The sequence below is a fragment of the Ralstonia sp. UBA689 genome, assembly GCF_002298975.1.
Lineage (GTDB): Bacteria > Pseudomonadota > Gammaproteobacteria > Burkholderiales > Burkholderiaceae > Ralstonia.
In genome coordinates, this window is the sequence record NZ_DBMV01000021.1 from 251,987 (window position 1) to 270,143 (window position 18,157).

The 18,157-nt window shown below is 63.2% G+C and carries 14 protein-coding genes; 12 read left to right on the forward strand and 2 right to left on the reverse strand.

What is annotated here, in order from left to right:
- The first annotated feature begins 344 nt into the window (after nt 1-344).
- The 4 genes from B4F51_RS09940 to ntrC all read left to right on the forward strand — a co-directional run bounded on the left by B4F51_RS09940 (nt 345) and on the right by ntrC (nt 5,218).
- Nucleotides 345-1,760: a 3-hydroxylaminophenol mutase gene (locus B4F51_RS09940; RefSeq protein ID WP_296225087.1), complete on the forward strand. Its 1,416-nt coding sequence runs from the start codon at nt 345-347 to the stop codon at nt 1,758-1,760.
- A gap of 164 nt (nt 1,761-1,924) precedes the next feature.
- Nucleotides 1,925-2,443: a DUF4124 domain-containing protein gene (locus B4F51_RS09945; RefSeq protein ID WP_296225089.1), complete on the forward strand. Its 519-nt coding sequence runs from the start codon at nt 1,925-1,927 to the stop codon at nt 2,441-2,443.
- Between the two features lie 7 nt (nt 2,444-2,450).
- Nucleotides 2,451-3,656: a nitrogen regulation protein NR(II) gene (gene glnL / locus B4F51_RS09950; protein WP_296225091.1), complete on the forward strand. Its 1,206-nt coding sequence runs from the start codon at nt 2,451-2,453 to the stop codon at nt 3,654-3,656.
- Nucleotides 3,657-3,706: 50 nt separating this feature from the next.
- Entirely contained in the window at nt 3,707-5,218 is a 1,512-nt protein-coding gene (gene ntrC, locus B4F51_RS09955) for a nitrogen regulation protein NR(I) (protein ID WP_296225093.1), read from the forward strand.
- Nucleotides 5,219-5,318: 100 nt separating this feature from the next.
- Here the strand turns inward: ntrC and B4F51_RS09960 are convergent, their stop codons facing one another.
- The gene (locus B4F51_RS09960) at nt 5,319-5,642 is read right to left on the reverse strand and encodes a hypothetical protein (protein WP_296225094.1); all 324 of its coding nucleotides are present in this window, start codon (nt 5,640-5,642) and stop codon (nt 5,319-5,321) included.
- 201 nt (nt 5,643-5,843) lie between these two features.
- Nucleotides 5,844-6,737: an HAD-IIB family hydrolase gene (locus B4F51_RS09965; RefSeq protein WP_296225095.1), complete on the reverse strand. Its 894-nt coding sequence runs from the start codon at nt 6,735-6,737 to the stop codon at nt 5,844-5,846.
- A gap of 203 nt (nt 6,738-6,940) precedes the next feature.
- Here B4F51_RS09965 and ugpB point away from each other — a divergent pair, with 203 nt between their 5' ends.
- The 8 genes from ugpB (at nt 6,941) to lpdA (ending at nt 18,142) form a co-directional block, all read left to right on the forward strand.
- Entirely contained in the window at nt 6,941-8,263 is a 1,323-nt protein-coding gene (gene ugpB / locus B4F51_RS09970; RefSeq protein ID WP_296225096.1) for a sn-glycerol-3-phosphate ABC transporter substrate-binding protein UgpB, read from the forward strand.
- Nucleotides 8,264-8,339: 76 nt separating this feature from the next.
- Nucleotides 8,340-9,221: a sn-glycerol-3-phosphate ABC transporter permease UgpA gene (gene ugpA, locus B4F51_RS09975; RefSeq protein ID WP_296225097.1), complete on the forward strand. Its 882-nt coding sequence runs from the start codon at nt 8,340-8,342 to the stop codon at nt 9,219-9,221.
- A gap of 18 nt (nt 9,222-9,239) precedes the next feature.
- Nucleotides 9,240-10,088, forward strand: a complete 849-nt coding sequence (ugpE, locus tag B4F51_RS09980) for a sn-glycerol-3-phosphate ABC transporter permease UgpE (RefSeq protein WP_296225099.1) — start codon at nt 9,240-9,242, stop codon at nt 10,086-10,088.
- A 13-nt stretch (nt 10,089-10,101) separates the two neighbouring features.
- Complete coding sequence (locus B4F51_RS09985) at nt 10,102-11,211, forward strand: sn-glycerol-3-phosphate import ATP-binding protein UgpC (protein ID WP_296225101.1); 1,110 nt, start codon at nt 10,102-10,104, stop codon at nt 11,209-11,211.
- Nucleotides 11,208-11,966 carry a glycerophosphodiester phosphodiesterase gene (gene ugpQ / locus B4F51_RS09990; RefSeq protein WP_296225103.1) on the forward strand — a complete coding sequence of 253 codons (759 nt, stop codon included), beginning with the start codon at nt 11,208-11,210 and terminating at the stop codon, nt 11,964-11,966. Before B4F51_RS09985 ends, ugpQ begins: the two co-directional genes overlap by 4 nt.
- 285 nt (nt 11,967-12,251) lie before the next feature.
- A complete protein-coding gene (locus B4F51_RS09995) occupies nt 12,252-15,116 on the forward strand; it encodes a 2-oxoglutarate dehydrogenase E1 component (RefSeq protein WP_296225105.1) in 2,865 nt (954 codons plus the stop codon).
- A gap of 151 nt (nt 15,117-15,267) precedes the next feature.
- Nucleotides 15,268-16,530, forward strand: coding sequence for a 2-oxoglutarate dehydrogenase complex dihydrolipoyllysine-residue succinyltransferase (gene odhB, locus B4F51_RS10000; protein ID WP_296225107.1), 1,263 nt, complete (start codon nt 15,268-15,270; stop codon nt 16,528-16,530).
- Nucleotides 16,531-16,705: 175 nt separating this feature from the next.
- Nucleotides 16,706-18,142, forward strand: a complete 1,437-nt coding sequence (gene lpdA, locus B4F51_RS10005; RefSeq protein WP_296225110.1) for a dihydrolipoyl dehydrogenase — start codon at nt 16,706-16,708, stop codon at nt 18,140-18,142.
- Nucleotides 18,143-18,157: the final 15 nt, after the last annotated feature.

An 18,157-nucleotide genomic window follows, 5' to 3' on the forward strand; every position in this document is an offset into this window, starting at 1 on the left:
GTGACTTTTGTGCACCAATAGTGTGCGATGACTATTCTGATTGGACAGCTAATCTTGGGCCAAGGGAGCAGTTGGCCGGTGCGCCTGCTTTGCCTTTCGGGTGCCGGCGCACCGTGTCAGACATGGGCTGGCGCGGTGCTGCACTATTTGCGGGAGCGCATGCCCGCCATCGGGTCGCAATTGGCATGCTTTCTGCTAAGATTCCCGCGGTCTTTTTCAAGGACGTTCGGTGATGCCGGACGGCCTTGCGAGGAAGAAGATGTTTCGGCGGTGGGGCGGTCGCAGCGATCCGTCACACAACCGGCTCACAATACTTTGCGTTATTGCGCTACCAGGAGAATGGCATGTCCCAAAGCATTGCAGACGTGATGAAGCTCGTGAAGGAAAACGACGTCAAGTTCGTCGATTTTCGCTTCACCGATACCAAGGGTAAAGAGCAGCACGTCTCGGTCCCCGTTTCGCATTTCGACGAAGACAAGTTCGAAAGCGGCCACGCATTCGATGGCTCGTCGATCGCCGGATGGAAGGGTATCGAAGCCTCGGACATGCTGCTGATGCCGGATTCGAACACCGCGCACATCGACCCGTTCTACGAAGAGCCGACCCTGGTGCTGACCTGCGACGTGATCGAACCGTCGGATGGCAAGGGCTACGACCGCGACCCGCGCTCGATCGCCAAGCGCGCCGAAGCTTACCTGAAGAGCACCGGCCTGGGCGACACCGCCTTCTTTGGTCCGGAACCCGAATTCTTCATCTTCGACGGCGTGACCTGGAACGTCGACATGCAAGGCTGCTTCGTGAAGATCCAATCCGAAGAAGCTCCGTGGTCGTCGGCCAAGGAATTCGAGCACGGCAACTCGGGCCACCGTCCGGGCAAGAAGGGCGGCTACTTCCCGGTTGCCCCGATCGACACGTTCCAAGACATCCGCTCGGAAATGTGCCTGATCCTGGAATCGCTGGGCATTCCGGTTGAAGTGCACCACCACGAAGTGGCTGGCCAGGGCCAGAACGAAATCGGCACGAAGTTCAGCACGCTGGTGCAACGCGCCGACTGGACCCAACTGCAGAAGTACGTGATCCAGAACGTGGCGCACACGTACGGCAAGACCGCGACGTTCATGCCGAAGCCGGTCGTGGGCGACAACGGCTCGGGCATGCACGTGCACCAATCCGTGTGGAAGGACGGCCAGAACCTGTTCGCAGGCAACGGTTACGCCGGCCTGTCGGAATTCGCGCTGTACTACATCGGCGGCATCATCAAGCACGCTCGTGCGCTGAACGCCCTCACCAACCCGGGCACGAACTCGTACAAGCGTCTGGTGCCGGGCTTCGAAGCTCCGGTCAAGCTGGCTTACTCGGCCCGCAACCGCTCGGCTTCGATCCGCATTCCGTACGTCGCGAACCCGAAGGGCCGCCGCATCGAAACTCGCTTCCCGGATCCGCTGATGAACCCGTACCTGGGCTTCTCGGCTCTGCTGATGGCCGGCCTGGACGGCGTGCAGAACAAGATCCATCCGGGCGAAGCTGCCGACAAGAACCTGTACGACCTGCCGCCGGAAGAGGATGCAAAGATCCCGACCGTGTGCTCGAGCCTGGATCAAGCCCTCGAGTACCTGGACAAGGACCGCGAGTTCCTGACCCGCGGTGGCGTGTTCTCCAACTCGATGCTTGACGCCTACATCGAGCTGAAGATGGAAGAAGTCACGCGCTTCCGCATGACCACGCACCCGGTCGAGTTCGAGATGTACTACTCGCTGTAAAAAGCGAGCGCCCCATGCGATGCAGCCATGGGGCAAGGATGCGACAAAGTTGACGGGGAAGGGCGGCGCAGGTCGCCCTTTCTTGTTGGCGCGAGGGGTTTTGTGGCTAAATGAGCATCCGCCGCATTGCGGCGCCCGATCGACGTTTCGCCAGGTTCCATCTCATGTTCCGTCCTTCCCCACGCATCGCATCCGGACTGCTCGCTGCGATGGCGATGCTCGGCTTCCTGTCCGTGCAGGCGCCCGCGCACGCCGATGATGTCTATCTGTGCACCGGCCCGAACGGTGTGCCGGAGTATCGCAACAGCGGCAACGTGAAGGGCTGCAAGAAGCTGGCGTTGCCTGATGTCGTTACCGTGCCGGGCACACGTAGCCCGCGCAGCGCAGGGGCCGCGCCGACGCCGGCGCCAAGCAATGCCGGTGGTTTCCCGCGCGTGGACAGTGCCACGCAGAAGGCGCGCGACGGCGAACGCCGCCAAGTGTTGGAAGCCGAATTGGCTGAAGAGGAGCGCAAGCTCCAGGCGTTGAAGACCGAGTACAACAACGGTCAGCCCGAGCGCCAGGGCAATGAGCGTAACTATCAGAAGTATCTCGACCGCACCGCGCAGTTGAAGAGCGACATCGAGCGTAGCCAGGCCAATGTCGATTCCATCCGCCGGGAGCTGGGCAACCTAAAGGAGTAGCTGAGTGATGCGTCGACTGATCCGCAAAGCGGCCCGCCGCGATGACCAGGAACAGCCGACGCCACCCGCGCCGTCGGCTGCCGCTGTTTCCGGGCTGGAGGTGTCCATGGGCGAAGGGCTCGGCGGGCCGCCGCCCATCCCTTTCTCGCACGGCGCGCTGCCCTCGTACCCCGGGCTCGATGCGGTGCCCAACCCCATTCTCTTCGTCCGCCATCCGGCGCTGACGATCTTCTACGCCAACCCCGCCGCCGAGGCCGTCCTGGCCGTCTCCCGCCGCCAACTGGTGGAGATGTCGCTGCAGGAACTATTTGCCGATCCCTCGGAGCTGGCTGAAATGATCGCCACCGTGGCAGGCCGCCAGTTCGACGCCAAGCGGCGCGACGTGTCGTTGGAGCGGCCGGGACACGAACCGCTGCATGTGCATGCGGTGGTGGGCGCCATTGACTTTGCGCCCGGCGCCGTGCTGCTGGAGCTGCTGCCCAACGAGCAGAAGATCCGCAGCGAGCGCGAGGAGCGCCTGCTGGACTTGACCTCCGCCAACAAGGAATTGATCCGCAACCTCGCACACGAGATCAAGAACCCGCTGGGCGGCATTCGCGGCGCGGCGCAATTGCTTGAGTTCGAACTGCCGGAGCGCTCGCTGCGCGAATACACGCAGGTCATCATCAAGGAGTCCGATCGCCTGCAGACGCTGGTGGACCGCCTGCTGGAGCCGCACCGGCATCCGCATATCGTGGGTGACGTGAACATCCACGAGGTGCTTGAGCGCGTGCGCTCGGTGGTGCTGGCGGAGTTTCCGCAAGGCCTGCGCATCGTGCGCGACTACGATGCCAGCCTGCCGGAGTTTCGCGGCGACAAGGAACAACTGATCCAGGCGGTGCTCAACATCGTCCACAACGCTGCGCACGCATTGGTCTACCGCATCGCACAGGGCGATGCCGAGATCGTGTTGCGCACACGCGTTGCACGACAAGTCACGATTGCAAAACGTCTTTACAAGCTGGCATTGGACTTGCATGTGGTGGACAACGGTCCTGGTATCCCAGAGGACATCCGCGAGAGGATCTTCTTTCCGCTCGTGTCCGGAAGGGAGGGGGGAAGCGGGCTGGGCCTGACACTCGCACAGACCTTCGTGCAGCAACACGATGGCTTGATCGAATGCGAGAGCAGGCCGGGCCTGACCGATTTCCGCATTCTCGTGCCGCTGCATTGAAGCGGCACGGGGCGCCCAGGCGAGACGAAGTCAAGCAGACGAACCAACACATGAAGCCAATCTGGATAGTCGACGACGATCAATCCATCCGCTGGGTCCTTGAGAAAGCGCTGGCGCGCGAGAGCCTGCTGTCGCGCAGCTTCACCAATGTCCGAGATGCGCTCGCCGCATTGGACGAAGAAACGCCGCAGGTCCTGATTTCCGACGTCCGCATGCCGGGCGGTTCAGGGCTCGATCTGCTGCAGACCATCAAGACCAAGCATCCGGGGCTGCCGGTCATCATCATGACCGCGTACTCCGATCTGGACAGCGCCGTGGCGGCGTTTCAGGGCGGTGCGTTTGAATACCTCGCCAAGCCATTCGACGTGGATCGCGCGGTCGAACTGATCCGCCGCGCACTGGAAGAAAGCCTGCGCGAGGAAGAGATCGACGATCGCCTGGGGGATTCACCCGAGATCCTTGGTCAGGCGCCCGCGATGCAGGACGTGTTCCGCGCCATCGGCCGGCTGTCGCAGTCGAACGTGACGGTGCTGATCACCGGGGAATCTGGTACCGGCAAGGAACTGGTGGCGCGCGCGCTGCACAAGCACAGCCCGCGTGCGAGCGGTCCGTTCATCGCGCTGAATACGGCGGCGATCCCGAAAGACCTGCTGGAATCCGAGCTGTTCGGCCACGAGCGCGGTGCCTTTACCGGCGCGCAGACCATGCGCCGGGGCCGCTTCGAGCAGGCCGAGGGCGGCACGTTGTTCCTCGATGAAATCGGCGACATGCCGTTCGACCTGCAGACGCGCCTTCTGCGCGTGCTGTCGGACGGGCACTTCTACCGCGTGGGCGGCCACAACCCGCTCAAGGCCAACGTGCGCGTCATCGCAGCCACGCACCAGAACCTGGAAACCCGCGTCAAGGATGGCCTGTTTCGCGAGGACTTGTTTCACCGCCTCAACGTCATCCGCCTGCGCCTGCCGGCCCTGCGCGAGCGGCCGGAGGACATCACGCTGCTGGCGCGCCACTTCCTGCAGAAGAGTGCCAAGGAGCTGGGCGTGGAGCCCAAGCGCATGTCGGACGACGCGCTGGCGCACATCGCCACGCTGCCATTCCCGGGCAACGTGCGCCAACTGGAAAACCTCTGCAACTGGCTGACCGTGATGGCGCCAGCACAGACTATCGAGATCAAGGACTTGCCGGCCGACCTCGTCCAGGGCAGCGCGCAGATGCTGCCCGCCATGGGCGACGCGGGGGCGGCACGCCCCGCCTTCATCGGCGAGCCTTCGCACGGCGGCGAACCGTATGGTGCGGCACCGATCGCCGACGCGCTGGCGGCCGGTGTTGTGGGAGGGGCCTCAGTTGCGGCGGGTTGGGAACGAGCGCTCGCGGGCGAGGCTCGCGCCATGCTCGAAGCCGGCCAGCCCGATGTAATGGAGGCGCTTACGCGCCGCTTCGAGAAGGCCATCCTCGAAGCCGCGCTAGGAGTTACGCGTGGTCGCCGCGTCGAGGCCGCCACGCGCCTGGGCATCGGCCGCAACACCATCACGCGCAAATTGCAGGAGCTCGGCTTCGACTGACGCGTCGTCAGCCGGGCTGGCCCCACCGAATATCGTCGAGCTTGGCGATTGGGATTGGGCGGATTTCCGATGAGGAGATCCGCCTCTTTTTTTCTTGCGCTTAGTGCAGATGGTGCTTCAGGCGCGACAGCTCCTGGTGCGTGCGCATGACGGCGGAGTGCACGCTGTGGTCGATTTTCCCGGCGCTTTGGCACGCCGTTCTGGCTCGATCGGATGCCGCTTCCAGTTCATCGACGGCCTGGACCAGGGCCTGCGTGTCGTGGGTATTCTCTAGCCGCACATGGCACTGGCGGGCTTGTTCATCCAACTGCTCGACGGAATGCTTGAGCGCGTCGGGCACGCCTTGCGACATGCACAATTGCGACAGCTCGGCGATGGTGTGTTCGGCGTGCTCAAGTCGCTGGCGGATTTTCTGGGTTTGCATGAGAAGCTCCTATCGGATGGGATGGGAGCGCCGCACGCCACGCGCACCAAGATGAGGCGTGTGCATGACACGATTCGGTGCGGCGCACCAACGCGACGCAAGTCGCGTGCCGCGTGCGTATGCCCACACACGTCGATATCCGACGATACCGGGAACGAGACCTGAGAAATGGCTTATCGTCGCCCGGGGCGGGCGACGGCTTCAGCCGCGCGGGGCCGGTAGCGCGGGCGCGCGTGCCCCAAGAATGCGCTCGGCCACTTCGGCAAAACCGCCACCGCCTTCGGCCAGGGTGAGGTAGGCCGGCGGTACAGGCAGCGTATCGATCACGTCCAACACGTTGGCCACACCCACCGACAGCGGGAAGAACTCGAACATCGCGGCGTCATTGGCGGAGTCGCCCACGAACACCCAGTGTTCGCGCTCGGCATGCAGGTCGGCACCGAACGCCCGCCGCGCAAGCGCCACGCTGGCGCTCAGCTTGTCGTGTCTGCCGAACCAGCCGTTGACGTGGATCGAGCTGACGGTGGCGTGCATGCCGTGGGTGCGCATGATGTCGACGATGTGCTGCACGGCATTCTGCGGCAGGGGCGGGACTTGCTCGGCATGATCGATGGCAAGGTCGGCCGCGTGCCAAGCCTGGTCGGTCGCGAGTGCGGAGCCGGGCACCGCGCGCAGGACCTCCGCGCCGATCTCGCGAATGCGTTCCAGATTGCGCGCGCGGGTCTGGGCATCGTCAACGAAATCGGTGGCCAGATGGCCGCTCGTGTCGAGGCGCATGGCAAACGCACCGTTCTCGCCGATCGCGGCATCGACAGGCCACAGCCGCGTGATGACCTCGCACCAGGCAATCGAGCGGCCGGTGACGGGCACAACCTTGATGCCCGCACGATGCAGCTGCTCCAGCGCCGAGTATGCCTGGGCAGGCAGCTTGCCACGTGTGGTGAGCGTGCCGTCAACGTCGGTGAACACGCCGCTGACATTGCGCAGCGCATCATCTGAGAGCTGATGCCACGCCAGAGGAATGCGTCGTGCGGCAATGGCGGGCGTCGCTTCAGGTGAGCTTGCAGAGGCGGGGGTGGTGGGTGGGGCGAGCATGCTGCGGGTGCAAAAGAAATGGACAGTCTTCAATGCATTCTAACGGTGCTTTGTCGGCAAACTTTGGAGGGATTTCCCGATTTCTTTGTGACAGAAAGCCAAGTAACATCCCGCTGTCATAAAAATGCCCGACCGTTCATATAGAGTCGGCGCGCCGTGGGCGGAGCGAGAAAGCTCGCCAAAACGTCGTAACAGGAGAAGCGATGACGATCAAGAAGATTGCGGGGGCGGCGGCTGTACTGGCCGCGTGTACGTTTGCGCAAGGCGCGTACGCAGTGACGGAAATCCAGTGGTGGCACTCGATGGAAGGCGCCTTGAACGACAAGGTGAACGAGATCGCCAACAAGTTCAACGCGAGCCAGTCCGAATACAAGATCGTGCCGGTCTACAAGGGCCAGTACGATGAGTCGCTGGCCGCGGGCATTGCGGCTTTCCGCGCCGGTAACGCGCCGGCCATCCTGCAGGTGTTCGAAGTGGGCACGGCCACCATGATGAATGCCAAGGGCGCCATCGTGCCGGTGGCCAAGGTCATGAAGGACGCCGGCGAGAAGTTCGATCCGAAGGCCTACGTGCCTGCCGTGGCTGGCTACTACACGTCGAACAAGGGCGAGATGCTGTCGTTCCCGTTCAACAGCTCGACGACGATCATGTATTACAACAAGGACGCCTTTAAGAAGGCCGGCCTTGACCCGAACAGGCCGCCAGCAACCTGGCAGGAAGTCGCCATCGACGCGGCCAAGCTGAAGGCCGCAGGCGTCCAATGCGGCTACACGACCGACTGGCAATCGTGGGTGCACCTGGAGAGCTTCTCGGCCTGGCACAACGTGTCGTTTGCTACCGAGAACAACGGCTTCGGTGGCCCGAAGGCGCGCCTGGTCTTCAACGGCCCGGTGCAGGTCCAGCACATCCAGAACCTGCTGGACATGGAGAAGAAGGGTTACTTCACCTACGCCGGCCGCAAGGACGAGCCGAAGGCGAAGTTCATCGCGGGTGAGTGCGCCATGCACACGGGTTCGTCGGCGGCATTGGCGAACATCCGCAAGGGCGTCGGCACCAAGTTCGCCTTCAGCCCAGCGCCGCTGCCATACGAAGCCGGTGTGCCCGGCGCGCCGCAGAACACCATCATCGGCGGCGCTTCGCTGTGGGTGATGGGCGGTCACAAGGCTGACGAATACAAGGGCGTGGCCAAGTTCTTCACCTTCCTGTCGCGTCCGGATATCCAGTCCGACTGGCACCAGTCGACCGGTTACCTGCCCGTCACGATGGAAGCGTATGAGCTGACCAAGAAGTCGGGCTATTACGACAAGAACCCGGGCGCCGACGTGGCCGTCAAGCAGATGATCGTCAAGACGACGGAAAAGTCGCGCGGCATCCGTCTGGGCAACTTCCCGCAGATCCGCTCGGTGATCGACGAAGAGCTGGAGTCCGTCTGGGCCGGCAAGAAGTCGCCGAAGGAAGCGCTGGATGCAGCGGTTGCTCGTGGCAACGAACTGCTCGTCCGCTTCGAGAAGACCGTCAAGGAATAAGCGCGGCACTGCGCTTGTCGTCAACCGCCGGCCACGTGCATCTGCACCGGCCGGCGGTGCGTTTTTGGAATGTCGCATGGAAAAACGCGTTGTTTTCCGATCGCGCTGGCTGCCGTATGTGCTCGTGGCCCCGCAGATCGTCGTCACCTTGGTGTTCTTCTTCTGGCCGGCTGGGCAGGCGCTGTATCAGTCGCTGCTGCGCCAGGATGCCTTTGGCATCAACCTCGACTTTGTCGGGCTGGAGAACTTTCATGATCTCTTTGCCGATCCCAGCTATCTGGGCTCCTTCAAGACCACGGCTGTGTTCGCCATTGGCGTGACATTCGTGGGGCTCGGCACTTCGTTGGCGCTGGCGTACTTTGCCGATCGTGCGCTGCGCGGCGCCACCTTTTACAAGACTTTGCTGATCTGGCCGTATGCCATTGCGCCGGCCGTGGCGGGCGTGCTGTGGAGCTTCCTGTTCAACCCGACGCTGGGCATCGTCTCGTTCGTGATCCGCAAGATAGGTGTGGAGTGGAACTACGTGCTCAACGGCGAGCAGGCGTTGTTCCTGGTCGTCATCATCGCGGCGTGGAAACAGATCAGCTACAACTTCCTGTTCTTCCTCGCGGGCCTACAGAGCATCCCCAAATCGCTGATCGAAGCGGCGGCCATCGATGGCGCCGGGCCGTGGAAGCGTTTCTGGTCGATCGTTTTCCCGCTGCTGTCGCCCACCACGTTCTTCCTGATGGTGGTGAACGTTGTCTACGCATTCTTCGACACCTTCGCCATCATTGATTCGGTCACGCAGGGCGGGCCGTTCAAGGCCACCGAGACGCTGGTCTTCAAGGTCTACCAAGACGGCGTGCGCGGGCTGGATATCGGCGGCTCAGCGGCGCAGTCGGTGATCCTCATGGGCTTGGTGATCGTTCTGACGGTCATTCAGTTCCGCTACGTTGAACGCAAAGTCCAATACTAAGAGGAGGGCATAAGAACCATGATTGAACGCCGTCCATTTCTGGACTTCCTTACCCACGTGGTGCTGATCCTCGGCGTGGTGATCGTCGCCTTTCCGGTGTATGTGGTCTTCGTCGCGTCGTCGCTGACGACCGAAGAGGTGCTGCAGGCACCGATGACACTGATCCCCGGGCCGCACCTGATCGAGAACTATCGTGAAGTGCTTACGCATGGCATGGGCAACTCGGCCACGCCGGTCGGCACCATGCTGATGAACAGCCTGATCATGGCGCTGGGCATCTCGCTCGGGAAGATCGCGATCTCCATCATCTCGGCCTTCGCGATCGTCTATTTTCGCTTCCCGCTGCGCAAGACGTTCTTCTGGCTGATCTTCGTCACGCTGATGCTGCCGGTGGAAGTGCGTATCCTGCCGACGTACAAGGTGGTGTCAGACCTCGGCATGCTCAACAGCTACTTCGGCCTGACGATTCCGATCATTGCCTCGGCCACGGCCACGTTCCTGTTCCGACAGTTTTTCCTGACCATTCCAGACGAATTGGCCGAAGCCGCGCGCATCGACGGCGCGGGGCCGCTCAAGTTCTTCTGGGATGTCGTGCTACCGCTCTCGCGCACCAGCATCGCGGCGCTGTTCGTGATCCAGTTCATCTACGGCTGGAACCAATATCTCTGGCCGCTGCTGATCACGACCGAAAAGAACATGACCCCCATCGTGCTGGGCGTGACGCAAATGATCTCCCGCTCCGGCGATTCCGCAACCGACTGGAACCTGCTGATGGCCACCGTCATGCTGGCCATGCTGCCGCCTGCGGCGGTGGTGATCGGCATGCAGCGGTGGTTTGTGAAGGGCTTGGTAGAAACCGAAAAGTAAAAGATCGAACGCAATGGCAAAACTGTCTCTACGCAACGTTCAGAAGCACTACGCCAACCTTCAGGTCGTGCACGGTATCGACATGGAAATCGGCGATGGAGAGTTCATCGTCATCGTCGGGCCGTCGGGCTGCGGCAAATCCACGCTGCTGCGCATGGTGGCGGGCCTTGAGCCCATCACCGGCGGCGAGGTGTGGATCGGCGAGCGCGTTGTCAACGAACTGGAGCCCGCCGAGCGCGACATCGCGATGGTGTTCCAGAACTACGCGCTGTATCCGCACATGAGCGTGTTCGACAACATGGCCTATGGGCTGAAGATTCGCGGCCTGCCCAAGACCGAGATCCAGGCGCGCGTGCAGCAGGCCGCCGGCATTCTCGAGCTCGGCAAGCTGCTCGATCGCAAGCCGCGCCAGCTCTCGGGCGGGCAGCGTCAACGCGTGGCCATGGGTCGTGCCATCGTGCGTGAACCGGCGGTCTTCCTGTTCGACGAGCCGCTCTCGAACCTCGATGCCAAGCTGCGCGTGCAGATGCGCCTTGAGCTGAAGGAACTGCATCGTCGTCTGCGCACGACCAGCTTGTATGTCACGCACGATCAGGTCGAGGCCATGACGCTGGCCGATCGCATGATGGTGCTCAACGGCGGCCGGGTGGAGCAGATCGGTACGCCGCTGGAGGTGTATTCGCGTCCGGCCAGTACGTTCGTGGCCGGCTTCATCGGCTCGCCGCCGATGAACCTCGTGCCGGTATCGCGCCATGCAGGCGAGGGCGCGCAGATCCGGGTCGACGGTGCGAAGGAGGGCGCGAATGCAGACAATGAGCCGGCCACGCTCGGCCACCTGCCAATGGGTCTGCACCTGCCTGAGCACGCGTTGCTGGGCCTGCGCCCCGAGCACATCGAGCCGTGCGCCGTCGATCAGGCCATCGCGTCCGTCGACGTGCGCGTGGTCGAAGCCCTTGGCGCCGACGCCTTCGCCTACGGATCGCTGGCCGGTCATCCGATCGTGGTCCGCCTGGAGCCGCATGCCGGCGTGAAGGCTGGGGACAAGCTGCCCATCACGACCTCCGCCGACCACCTGCACTGGTTTGATCCACAGACCACCCGCCGCATCGAGGCCGTGGCATGAGCGACGCCCGCACTTTGCCGGCCTGGCCGTATCCGCGCGCCATCGCTCACCGGGGCGCCGGCAAGCTGGCGCCGGAAAACACCCTGGCGGCGTTTCGTCATGGCGCCTCGTTCGGCTACCGCATGTTCGAGTTCGACGTGAAGCTCTCGGGCGACGGCGTGGCCGTGCTGCTGCACGACGCCACGCTTGATCGCACCACGAACGGCCACGGCCGGCTCGACGCGCTTACGCTTGGTCAGATCGCGCAACTGGATGCCGGTAGCTGGCACAGCCCGGCCTACGCCGGCGAGCCGGTACCCACGCTGGCAGCCATCGCCCGCTACCTGTGCGCCAACAGCTTCCTTGCCAATATCGAGATCAAGCCGGTGCCGGGCGCGGAATGGCGCACGGGCGCGGCCGTGGCGCTGGATGCCCGCACGCTGTGGGCTGGCGCCGATGTGCCGCCACTGCTGTCCTCGTTCTCGGAAGAAGCGCTGGCCGCCGCCCGCGCAGCCGCGCCGGAGGTGCCGCGTGCGCTGCTGCTGGACAAGCTGCCAGGCGATTGGCTGGACCGCCTGCGCGCGCTGGACTGCGTGGCGCTCGACGCCAACCATCGTGAGTTGACTCCAGAGATCATCGCTACGGCGCATGCGGCCGGCTTCCGCGTCTGCTGCTACACCGTCAACGATGTGGATCGCGCCCGGTTGCTCTGGGGAGCAGGGCTGGACGGTCTGATCACTGATTGGGTGGATCGTGTTCCGCCCGCTCAAATGTGATGAAAACGATGCTTTGACGTGGCAGAACAACGCTTCTTTGTCACGTCAAAGAATCGGAATATTCGTTATAAACGTGCTATGCTTCCCGCCCGTGAAGACTTAGGTCCTTCCCGCACAACTTGTCTGTAAAAGCTGTCTCGGCACCATCTTTCCGCCATGCGCGATCCGGTCCGGCCAGGTGATTTCAGGCGATTTAGTTTGCGATCCGCTAACCGGTCAAGCCGTGTCGCGGAAGGTTGATGAACCCGCTGAACTCCGGCAGACCCGGAGAAAAGTGAGCGCCCCATGACTGAGTTGTATAAGCAGTACCTGGACACTTCGTACCTGTCCGGCGGTAACGCCGCCTACGTTGAAGATCAGTACGAAGCATACCTTCAAGATCCCACGTCCGTTAGCGAGGCACTGCGCGCGTACTTCGATGCGCTGCAGAACGTTCCTGCCGTCGACGGTTCCAACGCCCGGGATATCCCCCACGCCCCTATCGTCACGTCGTTCGCTGAGCGCGCCAAGCAAGGCCCGATCAAGACGATCGTCGCGTCTGCCGATTCCGACATGGGTCGCAAGCGCGTGGCCGCGACGCAACTCGTGGCCGCGTACCGCAACGTAGGCCTGCGTTGGGCCGATCTTGACCCGCTCAAGCGTCAGGAGCGCCCGCCGGTGCCGGATCTGGACCCAGCCTTCTACGGTTTTACCGAAGCGGATCAAGACATCGTCTTCAACGCCAGCAACACGTATTTCGGTAAGGAAACGATGAGCCTGCGCGAGTTGGTTAACAACCTGCGCGAAACGTATTGCGGCTCGATCGGCGCCGAATTCATGTACATCAGCGACCAGGCGCAGAAGCGCTGGTGGCAGGAGCGTCTGGAGTCCATCCGCTCCAAGCCGGTTTTCTCGGCTGAAAAGAAGAAGCACATCCTGGAACGCCTGACGGCCGCTGAAGGCCTCGAGCGTTTCCTGCATACCAAGTACGTCGGTCAGAAGCGCTTCTCGCTGGAAGGCGGCGAGAGCTTCATCGCGGCAATGGACGAGCTGATCCAGCACGCCGGGGCCAAGGGCGTGCAGGAAATCGTGATCGGCATGGCCCACCGTGGCCGTCTGAACGTGCTGGTCAATACGCTGGGCAAGATGCCCGCCGACCTGTTTGCTGAATTCGAAGGCAAGCACGTGGACGACCTGCCGGCCGGCGACGTGAAGTACCACAAGGGCTTCTCGAGCGACGTGACCACCCCGGGCGGCCCCGTTCACCTGTCGCTGGCGTTCAACCCGTCGCACCTGGAAATCGTCAACCCGGTCGTGGAAGGCTCGGTCAAGGCACGCCAGGAGCGTCGCGATGACAAGCACGGCGCGCAAGTGCTGGCTGTGCAGGTGCACGGTGACGCGGCCTTTGCCGGCCAGGGCGTTGTGATGGAAACGCTCAACCTCGCGCAAACGCGCGGCTACGGTACGGGCGGCACGATCCATATCGTCATCAACAACCAGATCGGTTTCACTACGTCGGACCCGCGCGACACGCGCTCGACGCTGTATTGCACCGACGTGGTCAAGATGATCGAAGCGCCGGTGCTGCACGTGAACGGTGATGATCCGGAAGCCGTCGTCCTGGCCATGCAACTGGCCATTGACTACCGCTCGGAGTTCAAGAAGGACATCGCGGTCGACATCATCTGCTACCGCAAGCTCGGCCACAACGAGCAAGACACGCCGGCGATGACGCAGCCGCTGATGTACAAGAAGATCGGCACGCACCCCGGCACGCGCAAGCTGTACGCAGACAAGCTCGTTACGCAGAACACCCTGAAGACCGAAGAGCCGGATGGCCTGGTGCAGCAGTACCGCGCTGCCATGGACGCCGGCAAGCACACGGTCGATCCGGTCCTGTCGAACTTCAAGAACAAGTTCGCCGTGGACTGGATGCCGTTCCTGAACCGCAAGTGGACGGACTCGGCCGATACCGCTGTGCCGATGGCCGAACTCAAGCGTCTGGCCGAGCGCATCACCGCCATTCCCGATCACTTCAAGCTGCATCCGCTGGTTGAGAACGTCGTCAACAACCGCGCCAAGATGGGCAAGGGCGACCTGCCCCTGGACTGGGGCATGGGTGAGCACCTGGCCTTCGCCTCGCTGGTGGCTTCGGGCTACCCGGTGCGCATCACCGGCCAGGATGCCGGTCGCGGCACGTTCACGCACCGCCACGCCGTGCTGCACGATCAGAATCGCGAGCGCTGGGATGCCGGCAGCTACGTTCCGCTGCAGAACGTGTCGGACAGCCAGGCACCGTTCACCGTGATCGACTCGGTGCTGTCCGAAGAGGCCGTGATGGGCTTCGAGTACGGCTATTCGTCGGCCGAGCCGAACACCCTGGTGATCTGGGAAGCGCAGTTCGGCGACTTCGCCAATGGTGCGCAGGTCGTGATCGACCAGTTCATCTCCTCGGGTGAAGTGAAGTGGGGCCGCGCCTCGGGTCTGACGCTCATGCTGCCGCATGGCTACGAAGGCCAGGGTCCGGAGCACAGCTCGGCGCGCTTGGAGCGCTACCTGCAGCTCTGCGCAGATCACAACATGCAAGTGGTGCAGCCGACCACGCCGGCGCAGATCTTCCACCTGCTGCGTCGCCAGATGATCCGCCTGTTCCGCAAGCCGCTGATCATCCTGACGCCGAAGTCGCTGCTGCGCAGCAAGGATGCCGTATCGCCGCTGTCCGATCTGGCCAAGGGCCACTTCGAGACCGTGATCGCCGATACGGCGGAAGACCTGAACGCTGCCAAGGTCAAGCGCGTCGTGGCGTGCTCGGGCAAGGTGTACTACGACCTCGTCAACGCCCGCAAGGAACGCGGCCTGACCGACACGGCCATCATCCGTGTCGAGCAGCTCTATCCGTTCCCGCATAAGGCGTTCGCGGCCGAGCTCAAGAAGTACCCGAACCTCGCCGAAGTGGTGTGGTGCCAGGATGAGCCGCAGAATCAGGGCGCCTGGTTCTTCGTGCAGCACTTCATCATGGAGAACATGACCGAGGGCCAGAAGCTGGGCTACGCGGGCCGTCCCGCTTCGGCTTCGCCGGCCGTGGGCTACTACGCCAAGCACAACGAGCAGCAGAAGGCGCTGATCGATGCGGCGTTCACCAAGCTCAAGGGCTTCGTGCTGACCAAGTAAGCGGCAAATGCATCAAGGCGGCAATGGCTGTGACTGCGGCCGTCGCCTTGATGCAGAGCATCTCCAGAATCCAACGCAAACGAATCGCAGCGCTGGCCCGCCGAATGCGGTTTTAGGGGCAGCGCACACATGAATCCGAGGAACCACCAAAATGGCTATTGTTGACGTCAAGGTCCCGCAGTTTTCCGAGTCCGTCGAAGAGGGCACGCTGATCTCCTGGAAGAAGAAGCCGGGTGAAGCCGTGGCCGTGGACGAAGTCCTGGTCGAAATCGAAACCGACAAGGTCGTGCTGGAAGTGCCGGCCCCGTCGGCTGGCGTGCTGGCTGAAGTGCTGGTCGCCGATGGCGCGACCGTTACGTCCGAACAACTGCTGGCCAAGATCGACACCGAAGGCAAGGCTGGCATTGCCGCCCCGGCTGCCGCTGCATCGGCGCCGGCTGCTGCCGCTCCTGCACCGGCTGCCGCAGCATCGGCCCCGGCCGCCGCTGCTACCGGTGGCGTCGCCATGCCGTCGGCCGCCAAGCTGATGGCTGAAGCCAACCTGTCGGCCAGCCAAGTGGCCGGCACCGGCCGCGATGGCCGTATCACCAAGGGTGACGTGCTGGGTGCCGTGGCTGGTGGCGCCAAGCCGGCCCAGGTTGCCGCTGCTCCGCAAGCTGCACGTCCGGCGCTGCAACAAGTGGCTGCGCCGGTTGACTTCGCCGCCCTGGGCGACCGTCCGGAAGAGCGCGTGCCGATGAGCCGCCTGCGCGCCCGTATCGCCGAGCGCCTGGTGCAGTCGCAATCGACCAACGCCATCCTCACCACCTTCAATGAAGTCAACATGAAGCCGGTGATGGACCTGCGTGCCAAGTTCAAGGACCAGTTCGAGAAGACCCACGGCGTGAAGCTGGGCTTCATGTCGTTCTTCGTGAAGGCCGCTGTCCACGCGCTCAAGAAGTACCCGGTCATCAACGCGTCGGTTGACGGCAACGACATCGTCTACCACGGCTACTTCGACATTGGTATCGCCGTCGGCTCGCCGCGCGGCCTGGTGGTGCCCATCCTGCGCAACGCCGACCAAATGAGCCTGGCCGATATCGAGAAGAAGATTGCCGAGTTCGGCCAGAAGGCCAAGGACGGCAAGCTGACGCTGGACGACCTGACCGGCGGCACGTTCTCGATCTCGAACGGCGGTACGTTCGGCTCGATGCTGTCGACCCCGATCATCAATCCGCCGCAATCGGCCATCCTGGGCGTGCACGCCACGAAGGACCGCGCTGTGGTGGAAAACGGCCAAGTCGTGGTTCGCCCGATGAACTACCTGGCCATGTCCTACGACCACCGCATCATCGACGGCCGTGAAGCCGTGCTGGGCCTGGTCGCCATGAAGGAAGCGCTGGAAGACCCGGCTCGCCTGCTGCTGGACCTGTAAGCCTGCCCACGGTCCTACTGCGCGCCCCGATCTTGACCTTGCGATGCTCGCCGTACCCATGTACGGCTGCGCTTCTCAGGCCAACCTCGGGCCGCTCGCTACGGACCGTGAACAGGTTTAAACCGACTGTTGTCGTTCCCGCCTGAGCAGGAACGACGGACTAAAGGATTTCTCCATGAGCAAAGAATTTGACGTGCTGGTGATCGGCGCTGGCCCCGGTGGCTACATTGCCGCCATCCGTGCCGGTCAGCTCGGCCTGAACGTGGCCTGCTGCGAAGACAACCCCTACGACGATCCGAAGGGCGAGCCGCGTCTGGGCGGCACCTGCCTGAACGTTGGCTGCATTCCGTCCAAGGCGCTGCTGGCCTCGTCGGAAGAGTTCGAGAACGTGAACCACCACCTGGCCGACCACGGCATCACGGTGGAAGGTGCGAAGGTCGACGTTGCCAAGATGCTCAAGCGCAAGGACGACATCGTCGGCAAGATGACCAAGGGCATCGAGTTCCTGTTCCGCAAGAACAAGGTGACGCTGCTCAAGGGCCGCGGCAAGTTCGTCGGCAAGACCGACGCTGGCTACCAGGTTGAGATCAACGGCAAGGCCGGCGCGGAAGTCGTGACCGCCAAGCACGTGATCATCGCCACCGGCTCGAAGGCCCGCCATCTGCCGGGCGTAAAGGTCGACAACGTGACCATCGCCGACAACGAAGGCGCACTGAAGTTTGGCGAAGTGCCGAAGAGGCTGGGCGTGATCGGCGCCGGCGTGATCGGCCTGGAGCTGGGCTCGGTGTGGCGCCGCCTGGGTGCCGAAGTCACGATTCTCGAAGCGCTGCCGAGCTTCCTCGGCGCGGCTGACGAGTCGGTCGCCAAGGAAGCCAACAAGCTGCTGACCAAGCAGGGCCTGAAGATCAACGTCGGCGTGAAGGTTGGCGAGATCGAATCGTCGGGCAAGGGCGTGAAGGTGAACTACACCGACGCTGCCGGTGCTGCGCAAGTGCTGGAGTGCGACAAGCTGATCGTGTCGATCGGCCGCGTGCCGAACACCGACAACCTGGGCCTGGAAGCGATCGGCCTGGCGACGGACCAACGCGGCTTCATCGAGGTCGACGACCACTGCGCGACCAAGCTGCCGAACCTGTGGGCGATCGGCGACGTGGTGCGCGGCCCGATGCTGGCGCACAAGGCTGAAGACGAAGGCGTGGCCGTGGCCGAGCGCATCGTCGGCCAGAAGCCGCACATCGACTACAACTGCATTCCCTGGGTGATCTACACCTTCCCGGAAATCGCGTGGGTCGGCAAGACCGAGCAGCAGCTCAAGGCCGAAGGCCGCGAGATCAAGGCGGGCCAGTTCCCGTTCCTGGCCAACGGCCGCGCGCTGGGCATGGGTGCATCCGACGGCTTCGTGAAGGTTATCGCCGATGCGAAGACCGACGAGATCCTGGGCGTGCACATCGTGGCTGCCAACGCATCGGATCTGGTTGCGGAAGCCGTGGTGGCGATGGAGTTCAAGGCTGCGGCTGAAGACATCGGCCGCATCTGCCACCCGCACCCGTCGATGTCGGAAGTGATGCGTGAAGCCGCGCTGGCGGTCGACAAGCGTCAGCTCAACATGTAATCGCCCGCCATCAGG